The 16431-nt window shown below is 64.9% G+C and carries 16 protein-coding genes, 2 tRNA genes and 1 pseudogene; 14 read left to right on the top strand and 5 right to left on the bottom strand.

Annotated elements, in window-relative coordinates:
- The first annotated feature begins 98 nt into the window (after window positions 1–98).
- The 5 genes from ACKVEX_RS03450 (at window position 99) to ACKVEX_RS03430 (ending at window position 5287) form a co-directional block, all read left to right on the top strand.
- Window positions 99–644 (top strand): glutathione peroxidase, encoded by a 546-nt coding sequence (locus tag ACKVEX_RS03450; RefSeq protein WP_473214298.1) that lies wholly within the window; start codon window positions 99–101, stop codon window positions 642–644.
- 282 nt (window positions 645–926) lie between these two features.
- Window positions 927–2042, top strand: coding sequence for an S-(hydroxymethyl)glutathione dehydrogenase/class III alcohol dehydrogenase (locus ACKVEX_RS03445; RefSeq protein ID WP_473214297.1), 1116 nt, complete (start codon window positions 927–929; stop codon window positions 2040–2042).
- 35 nt (window positions 2043–2077) lie between these two features.
- Window positions 2078–2938: an S-formylglutathione hydrolase gene (gene fghA, locus ACKVEX_RS03440; RefSeq protein ID WP_473214296.1), complete on the top strand. Its 861-nt coding sequence runs from the start codon at window positions 2078–2080 to the stop codon at window positions 2936–2938.
- A gap of 249 nt (window positions 2939–3187) precedes the next feature.
- Complete coding sequence (locus tag ACKVEX_RS03435) at window positions 3188–5083, top strand: DEAD/DEAH box helicase (RefSeq protein ID WP_473214295.1); 1896 nt, start codon at window positions 3188–3190, stop codon at window positions 5081–5083.
- Window positions 5084–5202: 119 nt separating this feature from the next.
- A tRNA-Leu gene (locus tag ACKVEX_RS03430) sits at window positions 5203–5287 on the top strand.
- Window positions 5288–5383: 96 nt separating this feature from the next.
- Here ACKVEX_RS03430 and ACKVEX_RS03425 read toward each other — a convergent pair.
- Together ACKVEX_RS03425 and ACKVEX_RS03420 are read right to left on the bottom strand one after the other, a co-directional pair.
- Window positions 5384–6124: a hypothetical protein gene (locus ACKVEX_RS03425; RefSeq protein WP_473214294.1), complete on the bottom strand. Its 741-nt coding sequence runs from the start codon at window positions 6122–6124 to the stop codon at window positions 5384–5386.
- Between the two features lie 52 nt (window positions 6125–6176).
- Window positions 6177–6584 carry a hypothetical protein gene (locus ACKVEX_RS03420; RefSeq protein WP_473214293.1) on the bottom strand — a complete coding sequence of 136 codons (408 nt, stop codon included), beginning with the start codon at window positions 6582–6584 and terminating at the stop codon, window positions 6177–6179.
- Between the two features lie 251 nt (window positions 6585–6835).
- Between ACKVEX_RS03420 and ACKVEX_RS03415 the strand changes: the two genes are divergently transcribed.
- Complete coding sequence (locus tag ACKVEX_RS03415; RefSeq protein WP_473214292.1) at window positions 6836–7279, top strand: DUF1178 family protein; 444 nt, start codon at window positions 6836–6838, stop codon at window positions 7277–7279.
- Between the two features lie 30 nt (window positions 7280–7309).
- Here the strand turns inward: ACKVEX_RS03415 and ACKVEX_RS03410 are convergent, their stop codons facing one another.
- Together ACKVEX_RS03410 and ACKVEX_RS03405 are read right to left on the bottom strand one after the other, a co-directional pair.
- Window positions 7310–8512 carry an alkaline phosphatase family protein gene (locus ACKVEX_RS03410; RefSeq protein ID WP_473214291.1) on the bottom strand — a complete coding sequence of 401 codons (1203 nt, stop codon included), beginning with the start codon at window positions 8510–8512 and terminating at the stop codon, window positions 7310–7312.
- 61 nt (window positions 8513–8573) lie between these two features.
- Window positions 8574–8649: transfer RNA gene (locus ACKVEX_RS03405), tRNA-Gly, on the bottom strand.
- 265 nt (window positions 8650–8914) lie between these two features.
- On the opposite strand from ACKVEX_RS03405, the gene ACKVEX_RS03400 reads away from it, so the two are divergent.
- Genes ACKVEX_RS03400 through ppc form a run of 4 tightly spaced genes read left to right on the top strand, consistent with a single transcriptional unit; the run spans window position 8915 to window position 14559 of the window.
- A complete protein-coding gene (locus tag ACKVEX_RS03400; RefSeq protein WP_473214290.1) occupies window positions 8915–9841 on the top strand; it encodes an ABC transporter ATP-binding protein in 927 nt (308 codons plus the stop codon).
- Entirely contained in the window at window positions 9838–10599 is a 762-nt protein-coding gene (locus ACKVEX_RS03395) for an ABC transporter permease (protein ID WP_473214289.1), read from the top strand. Before ACKVEX_RS03400 ends, ACKVEX_RS03395 begins: the two co-directional genes overlap by 4 nt.
- Before the next feature lie 26 nt (window positions 10600–10625).
- Window positions 10626–11768 carry a glycerate kinase gene (locus ACKVEX_RS03390; RefSeq protein ID WP_473214288.1) on the top strand — a complete coding sequence of 381 codons (1143 nt, stop codon included), beginning with the start codon at window positions 10626–10628 and terminating at the stop codon, window positions 11766–11768.
- Window positions 11769–11799: 31 nt separating this feature from the next.
- On the top strand, window positions 11800–14559 hold the full coding sequence (ppc, locus tag ACKVEX_RS03385; protein WP_473214287.1) for a phosphoenolpyruvate carboxylase: 2760 nt from the start codon (window positions 11800–11802) through the stop codon (window positions 14557–14559).
- Here ppc and ACKVEX_RS03380 read toward each other — a convergent pair.
- Window positions 14522–14734 carry a CoA transferase gene (locus tag ACKVEX_RS03380; RefSeq protein WP_473214286.1) on the bottom strand — a complete coding sequence of 71 codons (213 nt, stop codon included), beginning with the start codon at window positions 14732–14734 and terminating at the stop codon, window positions 14522–14524. The genes ppc and ACKVEX_RS03380 overlap by 38 nt on opposite strands.
- A gap of 191 nt (window positions 14735–14925) precedes the next feature.
- Between ACKVEX_RS03380 and ACKVEX_RS03375 the strand changes: the two genes are divergently transcribed.
- The 4 genes and pseudogenes from ACKVEX_RS03375 to ACKVEX_RS03360 form a co-directional block, all read left to right on the top strand.
- The gene (locus ACKVEX_RS03375) at window positions 14926–15216 is read left to right on the top strand and encodes a CopG family ribbon-helix-helix protein (protein WP_473214285.1); all 291 of its coding nucleotides are present in this window, start codon (window positions 14926–14928) and stop codon (window positions 15214–15216) included.
- Window positions 15204–15500 (top strand): type II toxin-antitoxin system RelE/ParE family toxin, encoded by a 297-nt coding sequence (locus ACKVEX_RS03370; protein WP_473214284.1) that lies wholly within the window; start codon window positions 15204–15206, stop codon window positions 15498–15500. Before ACKVEX_RS03375 ends, ACKVEX_RS03370 begins: the two co-directional genes overlap by 13 nt.
- 208 nt (window positions 15501–15708) lie before the next feature.
- Window positions 15709–15942, top strand: coding sequence for a hypothetical protein (locus ACKVEX_RS03365; protein ID WP_473214283.1), 234 nt, complete (start codon window positions 15709–15711; stop codon window positions 15940–15942).
- Window positions 15935–16431 (top strand): annotated as a pseudogene (locus ACKVEX_RS03360) (hypothetical protein); the annotation flags it as partial. The gene ACKVEX_RS03365 and the pseudogene ACKVEX_RS03360, both read left to right, overlap by 8 nt.

Raw genomic sequence — 16431 nt, 5'->3', positions numbered from 1 at the left:
CGGGTCACGTTTCGCGTAGACCGGTCGCCTCTGCCCTCACCCGAATCGAACTCGGCGCGATAAATGAAGTCACAGGCCTGTCCCCTGGAGGAGTTGCCATGTACCGCGCCCTGATTCTGAGTGCCGCCCTGTTGGTCGCACTGCCCCAAGCCACCGTCGCTGCAGACGACACCACCGCGCAGTTGTTCGACCATGAACTGCGTCGCCTACATTCGAGTGAAGTCGTGAATCTGCGCGAGCAGTTCGCCGGCCATCCGCTGCTGGTGGTCAACACCGCCAGCCACTGCGGTTTCACCGGACAGTTCGAGGGCCTGGAAGCACTGCACCAGCAGTACCGAATTGCGGGACTGAAGGTCGTCGGTTTCCCGTCCAACGATTTCCGCCAGGAAGCCGCAGACGAAAGCGAAACCGCCGAGGTCTGCTTCGTCAATTACGGCGTGACCTTCGACATGTTCACGCCGATCAGCGTGCGTGGAGCGGACGCACATCCGATCTTCCGCGAGATTGCCCGACAGTCCGAAGCCCCGCGCTGGAACTTCCACAAGTACGTGGTTGACCGGGATGGACGGGTCGTGGCCGCGTTTCCGAGCCGAATCGCACCCGATGCCGCCGAACTGCGCGAAGCGATCGAACGCGTGCTTTAGCTGCAAGGCGCGTCGCGGATGCCGGTGAAAATGCGGTGTCGGCGCAGTCCTGATCCGCCCGTTCCCTTCGAACTACTCCCTCCTTCGGCACATCCTCGGCCTCCGAGTCTGACCGGAACTTCGGCCCAGATGTGTCCGGCGTTTCGTCGCCGAGACCACGAACCGGTCATTGCGCATGCAGTTTAGAATGGGAAAAATGGTTCAAGCTGAACTGAACCATCGACCGCTTGCGGCCGAACCATGTTCTCCGCGTTCAATTTCTCCCATCGCCAGGAACAGCCGATGACCATCAAATCCCGTGCAGCGGTCGCTTTCGCGGCCAATCAACCACTTCAGATCGTCGAGGTCGACGTCGAACCCCCCAGGGCCGGCGAGGTGCTGGTGCGCATCGTCGCCAGCGGTGTCTGCCATACCGACGCGTTCACATTGTCCGGCGAGGATCCGGAAGGCATCTTCCCCGCCATTCTCGGCCATGAGGGCGGCGGCATCGTCGAGGCCGTCGGCGAGGGCGTGACCTCGCTGGAAGTCGGCGACCATGTGATCCCGCTTTATACCGCCGAATGCCGCGAATGCAAGTTCTGCAAGTCGGGCAAGACCAACCTGTGCCAGGCGGTGCGCGCGACCCAGGGCAAGGGTCTGATGCCCGACGGCACCAGCCGCTTCTCCTACCAGGGGCAGCCGATCTTCCACTACATGGGCACCTCGACCTTCTCCGAATACACCGTCGTGCCCGAGATCTCCCTGGCGAAGATCGCCAAGGACGCGCCGCTGGAGAAGGTCTGTCTGCTCGGCTGCGGCGTCACCACCGGTATCGGCGCGGTGCTCAACACCGCCAAAGTCGAGCCCGGCGCGACCGTCGCGGTCTTCGGGCTGGGGGGCATCGGCCTGGCTGCGATCATCGGCGCCACGATGGCCAAGGCTTCGCGCATCATCGCGATCGACATCAATCCGTCCAAATTCGACATCGCCAAAGGCCTGGGGGCGACCGACTGCGTCAACCCGAACGACTACGACAAGCCGATCCAGGACGTGATCGTCGAACTGACCGACGGCGGCGTAGACTACTCGTTCGAGTGCGTCGGCAACGTCAAACTCATGCGCGCCGCCCTGGAATGCTGCCACAAGGGCTGGGGCGAATCGACCATCATCGGCGTGGCCGGCGCCGGCCAGGAGATCAGCACGCGCCCGTTCCAGCTGGTGACCGGCCGGGTGTGGCGCGGCAGCGCCTTCGGTGGCGTCAAGGGCCGGACCGAGTTGCCGAGCTATGTGCAGAAGGCGCAGCGGGGCGAGATTCCGCTCGACACCTTCATCACACACACGATGCCGCTCGAAGACATCAACCGGGCCTTCGACCTGATGCACGAAGGCAAGAGCATCCGCACCGTCATTCACTTCTGATGCACCCCGGCGAACCGGATCCAGGAGAACCGCCCATGTCCCTCGAGACCCTGTCCAGCCAGAAGAGCTTCGGCGGCTGGCACAAACGCCTCCGCCACCGTTCGGAGACGCTGGACTGCGACATGGTGTTCGCCGTGTATATTCCACCGCAGGCGGAGTCAGGCAGGAAACTGCCGGTCGTGTATTGGCTGTCGGGTCTGACCTGCACCGACGAGAACTTCATGCAGAAGGCCGGCGCGCACCGCATGGCGGCCGAGTTGGGGCTGATCATCGTCGCGCCCGACACCAGTCCGCGCGGCCCGGACGTCCCGGGCGACCCGGACGGCGCCTGGGATTTCGGCCACGGCGCCGGCTTCTACCTCAACGCCACCCAGGCGCCGTGGTCGCGCCACTACCGCATGCACGACTACGTGGTCGACGAGTTGCCGGCGCTGATCGAAGCCCATTTCCCCGCGTCCGGCGCACGCGGCATCAGCGGTCATTCGATGGGCGGCCATGGCGCACTGGTGTGCGCGCTGCGCAATCCCGGCCGTTATCGTTCGGTGTCGGCTTTCGCGCCGATAACCCATCCGATGGACTGCCCGTGGGGCGAGAAGGCTTTTTCGCGTTACCTGGGCGAGGACCGGGCACAGTGGCGCGCGTGGGACAGTTGCTCGCTGCTTGCCGACGCGCCGGAGCGACTGCCGCTGCTGGTCGATCAGGGCGGGGCCGATGGCTTCCTGGCCGAGCAACTCAAGCCCGAAGCGCTTCAGGCCGCTGCCAGCGCCGCAAACCACACGCTGACACTGCGTGTGCAAACAGGTTACGACCACAGTTATTACTTCATCGCCAGTTTCATCGACGACCACTTGCGTCATCATGCGCAGGCGCTCACGCGCCTGCCGGACGACCGCTGAACGTCGCGTCGGGGCGCCCGCGACAGTGTGGCGCCCCACATTCAGGCCTTCAAGCCGACGCGAACGGCGATTTCCCGACAATATTCGCGTTCCGGTCCATGCAATCAGGCAACCCGGCGCGCGTATTCGGTAGCATAGCGACTTGCCGAAGCCTGACCGCTTCCCGCTTGCCCTTCCCTCTTCCCTTCTCGCGGAAGATGCGCGTTCCGACCGGATGCGCCGTGTTGACCGCCTAGACGATGACGCCCCATGGACAGTTTCCAGCAACTCGACCTCGCCCCAGCGATTCTCGAAGCCCTCGCCGATGTCGGTTACGAGACCCCCTCGCCGATCCAGGCCGCCTGCATCCCGCATCTGCTGGACGGGCATGACATTATCGGCGAGGCCCAGACCGGCACCGGCAAGACCGCCGCGTTTGCGCTGCCGTTGCTCAGCCGGCTCGATCTCAGCGTCAAGAACCCGCAGGTGCTGGTGCTGACACCCACCCGCGAACTCGCGATCCAGGTCGCCGAGGCCTTTCTGCGCTACGCGAAGTACCTGCCCGGTTTCAATGTGCTGCCGGTCTACGGCGGGCAGAGCATGGTGGTGCAGCTGCGCCAGCTCAAGCGCGGCGCCCATGTGGTCGTCGGCACGCCCGGACGGATCATGGACCATCTCGAGCGCAAGAGCCTCGAGCTGGGCAGCCTGCAGGCGATGGTGCTGGACGAGGCCGACGAGATGTTGCGCATGGGCTTCATCGACGACGTCGAATGGATCCTGGAACACACGCCCGCCACCCGGCAGACCGCGCTGTTCTCGGCGACCATGCCCGATCCGATCCGGCGCGTCGCGCATCGCTATCTGCGAGATCCTCACGAAATCAAGATCAAGAGCAGCACCTCGACGGTTGCCACCACGCACCAGCGTTTCTGCCAGGTCAATGTCGCGCACAAGCTCGACGCGCTGACCCGCATCCTCGAGATCGAGGCGGATTTCGACGCGGCGATCGTGTTCGTGCGCACCAAGACCGCCACGGTGGAACTGGCCGACAAGCTCGAGGCGCGCGGTTACGCCGTCGCGGCGCTCAATGGCGACATGACCCAGCAACTGCGCGAGCGCGTGGTCGAGCAGCTCAAGCGCGGCGCGCTGGACATCGTGGTCGCCACCGATGTCGCGGCCCGCGGTCTGGATGTGGCCCGCATCACGCATGTGATCAACTACGATGTCCCGTACGACACCGAAGCCTATGTTCACCGCATCGGCCGCACCGGCCGCGCCGGTCGTGCCGGAACCGCGATCCTGTTCGTGACGCCGCGCGAGATGCGCATGCTCAAGGTCATCGAGCGCGCCACCCGACAGAAGATCGAAGCCCTGCCCTTGCCGTCCCGGCAGGCGGTCGCCGACCGCAGGGTGGCCCTGTTCCGCGAACAGGTCGAGTCGGTGCTCGCGTCCGAGGATCTCGATTTCTTCGCCGACGTGGTCGCCAGCCTGGAGGCCGACAGCCAGGCAGAACTGCACGAGATCGCGGCCGCGCTCGCGTTTCTCGCGCAGCGCGAACGGCCGCTGCAGGTGGCCTCGGCAGGGCCGGACATCGCCGATCTTCAGTCTCCGCGGGCGGAGCGCCCCCAGCGCGGCGATCGATTCGAGCGCGCCGCGCGACCGGAACGCACCGATCACCCCGAGCGTCCGGGTCGTCCCGAGCGACAGGATCGCGGGGAACGCCCGCCGCGCGAAAACCGCCCGCAGATCCTCGAGCGACGCCGCGACTACGCCGAAGGCAAGCTGGCGCGCTACCGCATCGAGGTCGGCCGCAATCAGGAGGTGTCCCCCAAGGACATCGTCGGCGCGATTGCCAACGAAGCCGGCATCGATAGTCGCTACATCGGTCAGATCAACCTGTACGAGGACTACTCCACCGTGGAACTGCCGGCCGACCTGCCGAACGAGATCCTGGCGGTACTGCGCAAGGTGCGCGTGCGCCAGTGCAAGCTCGAGATCCGCCTGCTCGATACCGATGAGGCCCGACAGGACGCGGCACGTCGGCCGGGCGGCAAACCGCCGTCACGCAAACCAGCCGAAGCCAGGGCCCGACAGCCCTACGCAGGTGACGAACGGGCCGGCAGCACCTTTTCGCGCGCGAAACCGAAACCCGATCGCAAGCGCTGATGGCCACGGCGTATCGATGAAAACGGACCCAGGCCCGACCAGACCAGGAATCGTGAGACGCGCGGCCTGGCGGGTACGGTAGAATGCGCGGCCAATCCGTGTTCGACGCAATCGGACCTGCCGGGGTGGTGAAACTGGTAAACACAGTGGACTTAAAATCCACCGGCGAAAGCCTTACGGGTTCGATTCCCGTCCTCGGCACCATTCATTATCCAAGACTTGCGGGGCATCATTCGGCGGTCGGTCCGGGTGGATGGGTTTTCCGGCATCAGCCTCGAATGGGCGCCTCGGCTCATTGATTCAGGATGCGGCGCCCATACGTGCCACGCAGGCACTCAGCGCGCTCGAATCGGTAACCGGGGCTGCCAGGCGGCAACGCCCGGTCTCCACCAGACGCCCGTTTTCCAGCGTGATCGCAACGACGCTGGTGCGTCGCAGATCCGGTACCAGGAGCTGCATCCGGCCACCGATGGTCGCGGGGCGCGACAGATCCAGCTCGGGCGATCCATACACGTGGTTGGAGAAACCGGACAGCGAGGCGAGCTCGGTCAAACGTTCCCCGACACGACGATAGACCCTGAGCACGCCACCGATGTGCGGCGTGGTGACCGCAGCCACCTCGGCCACGCCGTCGCCGTTCAGATCGGCGACACCCACCGGGTTGAGCCAGCGATTCGGAGTACCGATCGGCGCAGACTGCGCGACGATCCGAAGCGCGCCATCGTCGAGCCCGATCAGAGCCAGGCGCGCGCCCGTGCCGCGCGCACTCACGATCACCAGCAACTCGGTCGGTCCATCAGTCGTGAACCCGACCAGACGCGGCACGAGGTCCTCGAAGACCTCGTCCGCCGGCAGTTCCAACGCCAGCTCACGCCCGGCATCGGTCGTCGCAACCACGCGTGCGTACTCATGCGGCCGGCCCAGCGCAAAATGCCCGTAACGCTGCACCGGCTCGACGTAGCGCGCTTCGACGATCCGCTCAGCCCATGCCGGCGCAACCAGCGCCGCGACAAGCGCAGCGAACACTACGATGAATCGCATGATTCCGATCTCCCAAACATGCAGCATATCCTGATGATCGAACGGCGACCCCTCACCTGCCCGGCAATCGGACCCGAACCGACGCGCCTCCGTAGCCCGCCTTCTGGTCGCGCCCCTGAACCACGACGTGGGTCACGTCGCGCGGAATCGTCACCGAGTAGAGGTCACGCGTGAAAGGCTGTTCGTACTGGTGATCGTGCCAGAGCGTGCGCTCGCCGAGCACCTCACCCGATTCGGCCACGACACGAAAGCCGTCCGCGTAACGTGCCGGCGTATCGTATGACGAAGAAACCGTGACGTCGAAGTCGAACGTGTCCGCACCCGAGGCGCGCACCTGCACGGACACGATGTCCGGAAACATCGGATCTTCATTGCCATGGACGAGACTCGTGCCGGCGAACCACAGGACGAAAGGTGCGAACACCAGGGTTCGCCTCAGAATACGATCAAAACGAGACATCCTGCCCTCCCCTGACTCGGCCACGGTTGAAATAACCACCTTACGACCCAACTGGCTACAGACAGTTCAACCCGCCTCCACAGTCGATTAGGCGGTTCCCCGACCAGGCTGTAGACTCTTCGGCATGAGCGGTAACAGCTCGATGTTTTAGCGCCGGCACCCGCCGTGACTTGGCTGCGCGCAACCGCGAGCAAAACCGCCTTCGAGGCGGTCCAATACCGTATTGATATCCACATCCGAAAGGGTTCGACGTGATCGTTCTGAATCTCAGCTGCGACGAGGAACACCTCTTCGAGGGCTGGTTCGCTTCGGCGAGCGCCTTCGAGGATCAGTGCGCGCAACGGCAGGTGGAATGTCCGGTATGCGGTTCGACCGACATCGCGCGGCGTCCGACCGCACCCTATGTAAAGACCGGTGTCGCCACCGGCGCGGACGACCGAACGAAGGCGCCGTCCGGTGCCAAACCGCAAATTTCTGCCGACGCGGTCGCCACCGCGATTTCGATGTTGCGCATCGCGGCGAAGAAGTCCGAGGACGTCGGCGAGCGCTTTGCCGAGGAGGCGCGCCGGATCCATTACGGGGAAACCGATGCGCGCAGCATCAAGGGCAAGGCATCGCCGGACGACGTCGGCGAAATGCTCGAAGAAGGCATTCTGGTGCTGCCGGTTCCGCCGGACGAGAGCGATCTGCACTGACCCCGGTTCAACGCAAGACCGGTCGGCCGTTCAGCAACGCGCGTGGATCAGCGGCACCCACATCTCGTCTGCACTCAAACCGCCATGCACGCCCAGCATGCAGTGCTGGTGTTCGTCCGGGCGCGGATCCCACACCGTCCAGCCGGGTTGCATCAACAGTGCGTGCGTGCCGACCCGCTCGCGCAGGCGTGGATGACGCTCACCCGGTCCGAACACATCATGCTCGACCAATGCGTCGGAGCGCACCACGACAGTTGACGCCGACAGCACCTCGGCGACGAATCGCTCGAACTCGGTCTGCGCCCCGGGCCGGACCTCGCAGAAGGCCGCCCGCCGTTCGCCCCATAGCGGTTCGGCCAGCATCGCCAGCACGTCGGGCCATGCGTCGAGCCGCACGAATTTTTCCTCCGGTGAGTCGATGAAGCCATGGTCCGCACACACCACGACATCGGCCCCGGTGCCGGCGAGCCGATCCACAACCTGTCCGAACGCGTCGTCGACACGCCGAAACTCGGCGATCGCTTGCGCGGAACTCGCGCCAAAATCGTGGCTCAGCGCATCGAACTCGGGGTAGTACGCATGGACAAAACCGCCACCGGAGCGTTCGAGCCAGTTTGCAGCGGATACGACCGCGTCGGCGAAGCCGGCGAGATCGTGATACGCGATCAGGCCCGCGCCCCGGCCGTGCCGGCGCGAGAACGGCGAATGCGCGATCTCTGCCGGCGACACCAGCATGGACTGGCGCTTTCTCCGCTCGAACAGCGTGTGATACGGAAACAGACGGCGCGTCGGGAACATCCCACCCAGCGCCTCGCCGGTACGAGCGCACAATGGCAACGGCGCGACGACGCCACCGAAGCGTCGATCGAAGATGTACCAACCAGTCAGGCCGTGTGCGGCCGGCGCGAGGCCGGTCAGCGTCGTCGTGACCGCACTCGCGGTGGTAGAGGGAAAGACCGACGTGATCCGCCCGCGGCGATGCGCGAGCAGCCGGCTGCCGGCACCATGACGGGACAGAAAGGCATCGCCGAGCCCGTCGATCAGCATGAACACGAGCACCGGTGACGAAGATGGCGCGTTCGGCAGGGTCTCTTCGGCCACCCACGGTGCCCAGGCTCCGCCGTCCAGAAAGCCGGCGATCGACCGGATCAGACCCAACAGGCCGCCGTTGCCGTAGTCGGGCAGCACCGCGTCGCGCGGCAACATGGATGGCGGGAGTGCGGTACCGGGCATCCGCATCAGTTCCGGACGACAAAAAGGGAAGGTGACGGACACCTTCCCTTTTTGCTGCAACTGGAGCGGGAAACGAGTCTCGAACTCGCGACCTCAACCTTGGCAAGGTTGCGCTCTACCAACTGAGCTATTCCCGCATATCCGTGGGCAGACAAGCTACGCAACGCAATTCGGCTTGACGGGACCGACTGGTCCATGCACACCGTCACTGCCCTCACCGGACCACCGGCCTCCGGAATCGCCACCTGTACGCCCCTCACGACGGGTGCGAAAGATACCGCACCCCGACGCGGGTGACAAGCCCATCGTCAGCCCGACCTACCGACCGACCGACCAGCCATTCATACAACTGCCCTCGGTTATGCCACCGCAAAGTCGGGCGCTTCTGCTATCTTCGGTGCGATGCACCCTATCATCTCCATTTCCGGCCTGGGCAAGTCTTATGCGTCCGGTTTCGTGGCGCTCCGCGACATCGACCTCGACATCCGCCGTGGCGAGATCTTCGCGCTGCTGGGCCCCAACGGCGCCGGCAAGACCACGCTGATCAGCATCGTCTGCGGCCTGGTCCGGCCCAGCGAAGGTCGGGTGAGCGTCGACGGCCACGACATCATCACCGACTTTCGCGCCGCACGCGCGCTGATCGGCTTGGTCCCGCAGGAACTGACCACCGATTCCTTCGAATCCGTATGGGGGACCGTTTCCTTCAGCCGAGGCCTGTTCGGCAAGCCCGCCGACCCCGCGCATATCGAAAAGGTGCTGAAGTCCCTGTCGCTGTGGGACAAGCGCAACAACCGCATCATGACGCTGTCCGGCGGCATGAAGCGCCGCGTGCTGATCGCCAAGGCCCTGTCGCACGAACCACGCATCCTGTTCCTCGACGAGCCGACCGCCGGCGTCGACGTCGAACTGCGCCAGGACATGTGGGAACTCGTGCGGGGCCTGCGCGAGACCGGGGTGACCATCATACTGACCACACATTACATCGATGAAGCCGAAGAGATGGCCGACCGGATCGGCGTGATCAGCAAGGGTCGCCTCATCCTGGTAGAGGACAAGGTCGAACTGATGCGCAAGCTCGGCAAGAAGCAACTCGCGCTGCACCTGGACGCGCGCCTGGAACACATCCCCGTCGCGCTCGCCCATTACGGGCTCGCCTTGTCCGAGGACGGCTGGGAGCTGATCTACACATACGATGCGAAGAACGAGCGCGCCGGCATCATCGCGCTGCTGCGCGACCTCGGTGAGGCGGGCATCGAGTTCAGGGATCTGCGCACGTCGCAGAGCTCGCTCGAGGACATCTTCGTCAGCCTGGTGAAGGAAGGACAATGAATTTTCATGCGATCCGCGCGATCTACGCGTTCGAGATGGCACGCACGCGCCGCACGCTGCTGCAGAGCATCGTATCGCCGGTGATCTCGACCTCGCTGTACTTCGTCGTGTTCGGCGCCGCGATCGGTTCGCGGATTCCCGAGATCGGCGGCGTCAGCTACGGCGCGTTCATCGTGCCAGGCCTGATCATGCTGTCGCTGCTCACGCAAAGCACGTCGAACGCGTCCTTCGCGATCTTCTTCCCACGCTTCGCCGGAACGATCTACGAACTGCTGTCGGCACCGGTCTCGTATGTCGAGATCGTGGTCAGCTACGTCGGCGCGGCCGCGACCAAGTCCATCATCGTCGGGCTGATCATCCTGGCCACCGCGACCCTGTTCGTGCCACTGCAGATCGCGCATCCGCTGTGGATGCTGCTGTTCCTGGTGCTCACCGCAATCACCTTCAGCCTGATCGGTTTCATCATCGGCATCTGGGCCGACAACTTCGAGAAGCTGCAACTGGTGCCGCTGCTGATCGTGACTCCGCTGGCCTTCCTGGGCGGAAGTTTCTATTCCATTGACATGCTGCCGCCGGTGTGGCAGACGGTCACGATGTTCAACCCGGTCGTGTATCTGATCAGCGGCTTCCGCTGGAGCTTCTTCGGCATCGCCGACGTCAGCGTCGCGCTGAGCCTGGGCATGACGCTGCTCTTCCTCGTCGTCGCACTGGCGATCGTTGCGTGGATTTTCAGGACCGGCTACCGGTTGAAGGCATAACGCCCAGGCGGTCGAAGAGGCAACCCATGAAGATCGTCATTGCCCCGGATTCCTACAAGGAGAGTCTGTCCGCACTCGAGGTCGCACACGCGATCGAAACCGGATTCCGGCAGGTCTTTCCGCACGCCGAGTATGTGCTTATGCCGGTGGCCGACGGGGGTGAAGGCACCGTCGACGCGATGGTCGCAGCTACCGGCGGTCGCCGTATCGAGGTCGCCGTGACCGGACCGCTGGGCGAGCAGGTCACCGGCTTCTACGGGCTCACCGGTGACGGCACGACCGCGGTGATCGAGATGGCCGCCGCCAGCGGGCTCGCCCTCGTCCCGTCGGCCCAACGCGATCCGCTGCGGGCGAGCTCGCGCGGCACCGGAGAGCTGATTCTCGCCGCACTGGATGCCGGCGCGCGCCGCTTCATCCTCGGCATCGGCGGCAGCGCCACAAACGACGGCGGCGCCGGCATGGCCCAGGCGTTGGGCGCTCGACTGCTCGACGGCGACGGCGCCGAACTCGTTGCAGGCGGGGGCGCGCTGGAACGCCTCGCCCGCATCGATCTCGGCACGCTGGACCCGCGTCTGGCCCACTGCACGATCGATGTCGCCTGCGATGTCGACAACCCGTTGACCGGGCCTCGCGGTGCGTCGGCGGTGTTCGGCCCGCAGAAGGGTGCCAACCCCGACATGGTCGAGCGGCTCGACACGGCACTCGCGCATTTCGCAAGAATCGTCGAGCGCGATACCGGCGTCGCGGTTGCCGAAGTGCCCGGCAGCGGTGCGGCCGGCGGCATGGGGGCCGCGATGCTGGCCTTCCTCGGTGCGCGGCTGCGGCCCGGCATCGACATCGTGACCGAGGCGGTCGGGCTCGATCATGCCGTAGGTGACGCCGACCTCGTCATCACCGGCGAGGGGCGCATCGACAGCCAGTCCATCCACGGCAAGACCCCGATCGGCGTCGCGCGGGTCGCGAAGCGCCACAGCGTGCCGGTCATCGGCATCGCCGGCAGCCTCGGCGCCGATGCCGCGGTCGTACACGCGCATGGGATCGACGCGGTGTTCAGCGTGCTGAACCGGCCCTGTACGCTCACGAAGGCCTTGCACGATGCCCGCGCCAACGTCGAGATCGCCGCACGCAACATCGCCGCGACACTCGCGCTTGGCCGCAGCATGGCGTGATGCTCGCCCAACCAACGAACAGGACGAAGAAATGGCAGACCATCAGCTGCAACCCAAGGATGAACCACTCAAGCACGACATCCGGGAACTCGGGCGGATACTCGGCGACACCGTCCGCGAGCAGGAGGGCGAAGCCGTTTTCGAGCAGATAGAACGTGTTCGCCAACTGGCGATCCGCTTTCACCGCGACCAGGATCCGGCCGCGCGCAACATGCTGGAAACGATGCTCAACGCCCTGTCACGCGAGGACACGCTGCACGTGGTCCGCGCCTTCAGCTACTTTTCGCACCTGGCCAATCTGGCCGAGGATCAGCATCACATCCGGCGCTCGCGGGCCCACCTGATCGCCGGTTCGGCGCCGCGCGAAGGGAGCCTCGCCCACGCCCTCGGGCGCGCCTTCGAGTCCGGGCTGGATTCAGCCGGCTTGCATGATTTCTTCTGCACCGCGCTGATCAGTCCTGTGCTCACCGCCCATCCGACCGAGGTTCAGCGCAAGAGCATCCTGAACTGCCAGACCAAGATTTCACGCCTGCTCGACGAGCGGGACCGCGTCATGCTGACCCCGGAAGAACGGGCCACCAGCGAGGAGTCGCTGCGCCGCGGGGTGTTGACGCTGTGGCAGACGCGCATGCTCCGTCCGGTCAAGCTGTCGGTCGCGGACGAGGTTGCCAACGGCCTGAGCCATTTCGACACCACCTTTCTGGCCGAGGTGCCGCGCCTCTATGGTGTGCTCGAGGACGCACTCGCGGCGCGTAGCGGCGATGGTGTTCCGCCGGAGTTGCCCGCCTTCCTGCAGGTGGGTAGCTGGATCGGTGGAGACCGCGACGGCAATCCCTTCGTGACCGCCGATGTCCTCGAGCGCACGATGTCCATGCAGAGCGAGCGTGCGCTCGGCCATTACCTCGACGAAGTCCATGCGCTGGGGGCCGAACTGTCGCTCGCGTCACTACTGGTGCGCGGCTCGGACGAGCTGCTGGCGCTGGCCGACGCATCGCCCGACGCGTCCCCGCATCGCAGCGACGAACCCTATAGGCGAGCGATTTCGGGCATCTATGCGCGACTCGCGGCAAGCTATGCGCAACTCACCGGCTTGGCCCCGACACGCCATCCGGTGGCGGCAGCGGCGCCCTATGACGCACCCGAGGCGTTTCGCGCGGATCTCGACGTTGTCCATCGTTCGCTGAGCGCACACGGCTCGACCGCGATCGCCCGCGGAAGACTGCACCGCCTGCGCCGGGCCGTGGGCGTGTTCGGCTTTCACCTGGCGCCCCTCGACCTGCGTCAGAACTCGGATGTCCACGAACGTGTCGTAGCCGACCTGCTCGAACTCGCACGCCCGGGCAGCAATTACCTGTCGCTCGACGAGGACGCGCGCATCGCGCTGCTGGCAGACGAGCTGGGCTCGCCCCGGCCCCTGCGCTCGCCCTGGCACCGCTACTCCGACGACACCTCCATCGAGCTGGCGATCTTTGACGCGGCGCGCGAAGCGCAGCGGCGCTATGGCGCGGCCGCGGTGCCGAACTACATCATCTCCAAGACCGACGGCGTGTCCGACCTGCTCGAGGTCGCGCTGCTGCTGAAGGAATCGGGCCTGCTCGACCCCTGCAGCGGCCGGCTCGCGATGAACATCATTCCATTGTTCGAGACCATCGGCGACCTGCAGGCAAGCGGTCCGGTCATGGACCGGGTGCTGGCGCTTCCGGTCTATCGCCACCTGCTCGCGTCGCGCGGCATGGAGCAGGAGGTCATGCTCGGTTACTCCGACTCCAACAAGGACGGCGGCTTCCTGACCTCGGGCTGGGAGCTCTACAAGGCCGAGATCGCGCTGATCGACGTGTTTCGGCGAAACGGCGTGCGCCTGCGCCTGTTCCACGGTCGCGGTGGATCGGTCGGGCGTGGTGGCGGACCGAGCTACCAGGCCATTCTCGCCCAGCCCGGCGGTGCAGTGCAGGGGCAGATCCGGCTGACCGAACAGGGCGAGGTCATCGCCGCCAAATATGGCAACCCCGAGGTGGGACGGCGCAACCTGGAGGTCCTGGTCGCGGCGACGCTAGAAGCAAGCTTGCTGGCCGAGTCCGACCCAGCGCCCGATCCAGCCTACCTCGCCGCGATGGACGAACTGTCGGCGACCGCGTTCGCCGCCTATCGCGACCTGGTCTATGGTACCGAGGGCTTCGAGCAGTATTTCCGTGAATCCACCGTCATCGACGAGATCGCGCACCTGAACATCGGTAGCCGGCCCGCCTCGCGCAAGAAGAGCACCGCCATCGAGGACCTGCGCGCGATTCCATGGGTGTTCAGCTGGGCGCAATGCCGGCTGATGCTGCCAGGCTGGTACGGCTTCGGATCGGCGCTGACCGCCTATGTCGCCAGACACGGCGAGACCGGCCTCGCGCGCCTGCAGGCCATGCATCGCGAATGGCCGTTCTTCGCCACGCTGCTGTCCAACATGGACATGGTGCTGGCCAAGAGCGACATCGCGATCGCCAGCCGTTACGCCGGCCTGGTGCGCGACCCCGAGCTGTGCACATCGATCTTCGGCCGCATCCGCGCCGAGCATGCGGCCACGATCGACGGCCTGTTGCGGATCACCGGCCAGGAGGCACTGCTCGACGCCAACCCGCTGCTCAAGCGCTCGATCCTGAACCGCTTTCCGTACATCGATCCGCTCAACCATGTACAGATCGAGCTGCTGCGCCGCCACCGCGACGGCAGCGACGACGAGCGCATCAAACGCGGCATCCACATGTCGATCAACGGGATTGCGGCCGGGCTGCGCAACAGCGGTTGAGTGGTGGATCGCGTGGCTTCAGGGCATCGTTCGGTCCACGAAGCAGCGGGGCACCCGTCCCCTCTGCTTTGATCTTGGTCACGTCCGCGCCGAATTCCGCAAGCGTCTTGCCGGCGAAGGGACCTGCGATGATTTGCCCCTGCTCGATGACCTTGATGCCATTCAATGCTTTCATGTGTGCCGTCCTCCATTGCGTGGGCCAACTGTAGGCCGCAACACGGCGGAACGGAAATTGCTCAGCGGTGACGGGACCTTCGCGTTTGGCGAAGTTGGGAAGAGTTCGCGTTTGTACGGCCAGGCTTGTCGAGCAGGCTGACGCCTGGTGTGATAAGGTAATACCCACAAGCTCACCTGGGGAAAAGTCTGATGCCATCCACTGCCGCCCGCCCGATGTCGGTCAAACTCGATCCCGATACGCGCGCCCGAATGGAACACATTGCGGAAGTGCGCCGCCGGACGACGCACTGGATCATGCGCGAGGCGATTCGAGAGTACGTCGAGCGTGAGGAGAAGCGCGAGAGTTTCCATCAGGATGCGCTCAGGGCCTGGGAGGAATACCAGGAGACCGGCCTGCACGCGACTGCCGATGAGGTGGAAGCGTGGCTTGACAGTTGGGGGACTGATACCGAACTGCCCGCGCCTGAATGCCACAAGTGAGATACGCACCCGGCGCGATACGCGACCTTCGACGGTTACGCGATTTCTTGCGATCCAAGAATCCTGCTGCGGCCCAGCGAGCGGCCGAAACGATCCTGAAAGTAGTCCGGATTCTCGGTCGACAACCACAGCTTGGCCGCCCCGTTGTGGATCTGCCGCCCGAGTATCGCGAGTGGGTCATCGAATTTGGCGATAGCGGTTACGTCGCCCGATACCGCACCAAGGACGACGTTGTGACGATTCTTGCGATCCGTCACCAAAAAGAAGCCGGGTCACAAGAATAGCCGAGCGGCGAACGCCGCGATCGACCCCACAACTTCGGCAGTCGGCTCAGGAGTTGCCGTTTTATGCGCTGTCGCGCGAGAACACCCTGCATGCGGTCCAGCGGTCCGCGCCTGCAGCTACTCTTAGTTGTGTCCTATGGGCGATGTGGCAGCACGTGCTAACTGGAAGTGTCAAACTCGGGCCGGGCGGCGATGAAGGAGAAGCCACATGAACACCGCAGTCAAGAACACGCCAGCCAAGAGCAAGAAGTCGTTGACCGAGTACTACAGTGCCCAGCAGGTGCGCACCGACCGCTGGACCGCACTGCGCATGGCCTGCGAGCAACTCACCCAGGCGCTTTCGAAGCGCCGGCACGGCGAGACCGTGCGCAAGGCCCGTGACGCGATCGAAGCGCTGCGGCCAGTCGATCACCCGCTCGCACTGGATCAAGGACATGGGTGATTTCTACGGCATGAACATCTTCCTGGCCGAATCCTCGGCCACCTCAAGCGGAATTGACAGCCTGCTCGAGCCCATCGGCCCGATCAACCGGGCGCAGGAGAAGGCGGCGCGGGCATTCGGATCCAAACAGACCTTTTTCGCCACCAACGGTACCTCCACCTGCAACAAGATCGTGGTTCAGGCGATCGCGCGACCGGGTGACATCGTGCTCGTCGAGCAGGCCTTTCACGAAGCCTGCATGACCCATACATCGACCTCTCCCAACTATCAGACCATCGCGTCGCTCGATGTCGGGCGACGCCAGGTCGAGGTGTTGGTCAGGATCGCGACCGAGCTCGACGAACGTCTCGAGGATGCGAGCGCAATGAAGCGGAAAATACACCAGCGCCGGGTCAAGTCCCTGCGTGAGGACTTACCGCCGCTGCCCGACTCAAGTGCCTTCCATAATGCGTTACGGCCGGATCCGGAGGGCGCCACGCCCGAGGGAGA

This window comes from Denitraticella aggregata (assembly GCF_048158365.1).
Classification (GTDB): domain Bacteria; phylum Pseudomonadota; class Gammaproteobacteria; order Burkholderiales; family Rhodocyclaceae; genus Azoarcus_F.
This window is presented reverse-complemented; position numbering and strand designations above follow the sequence as displayed.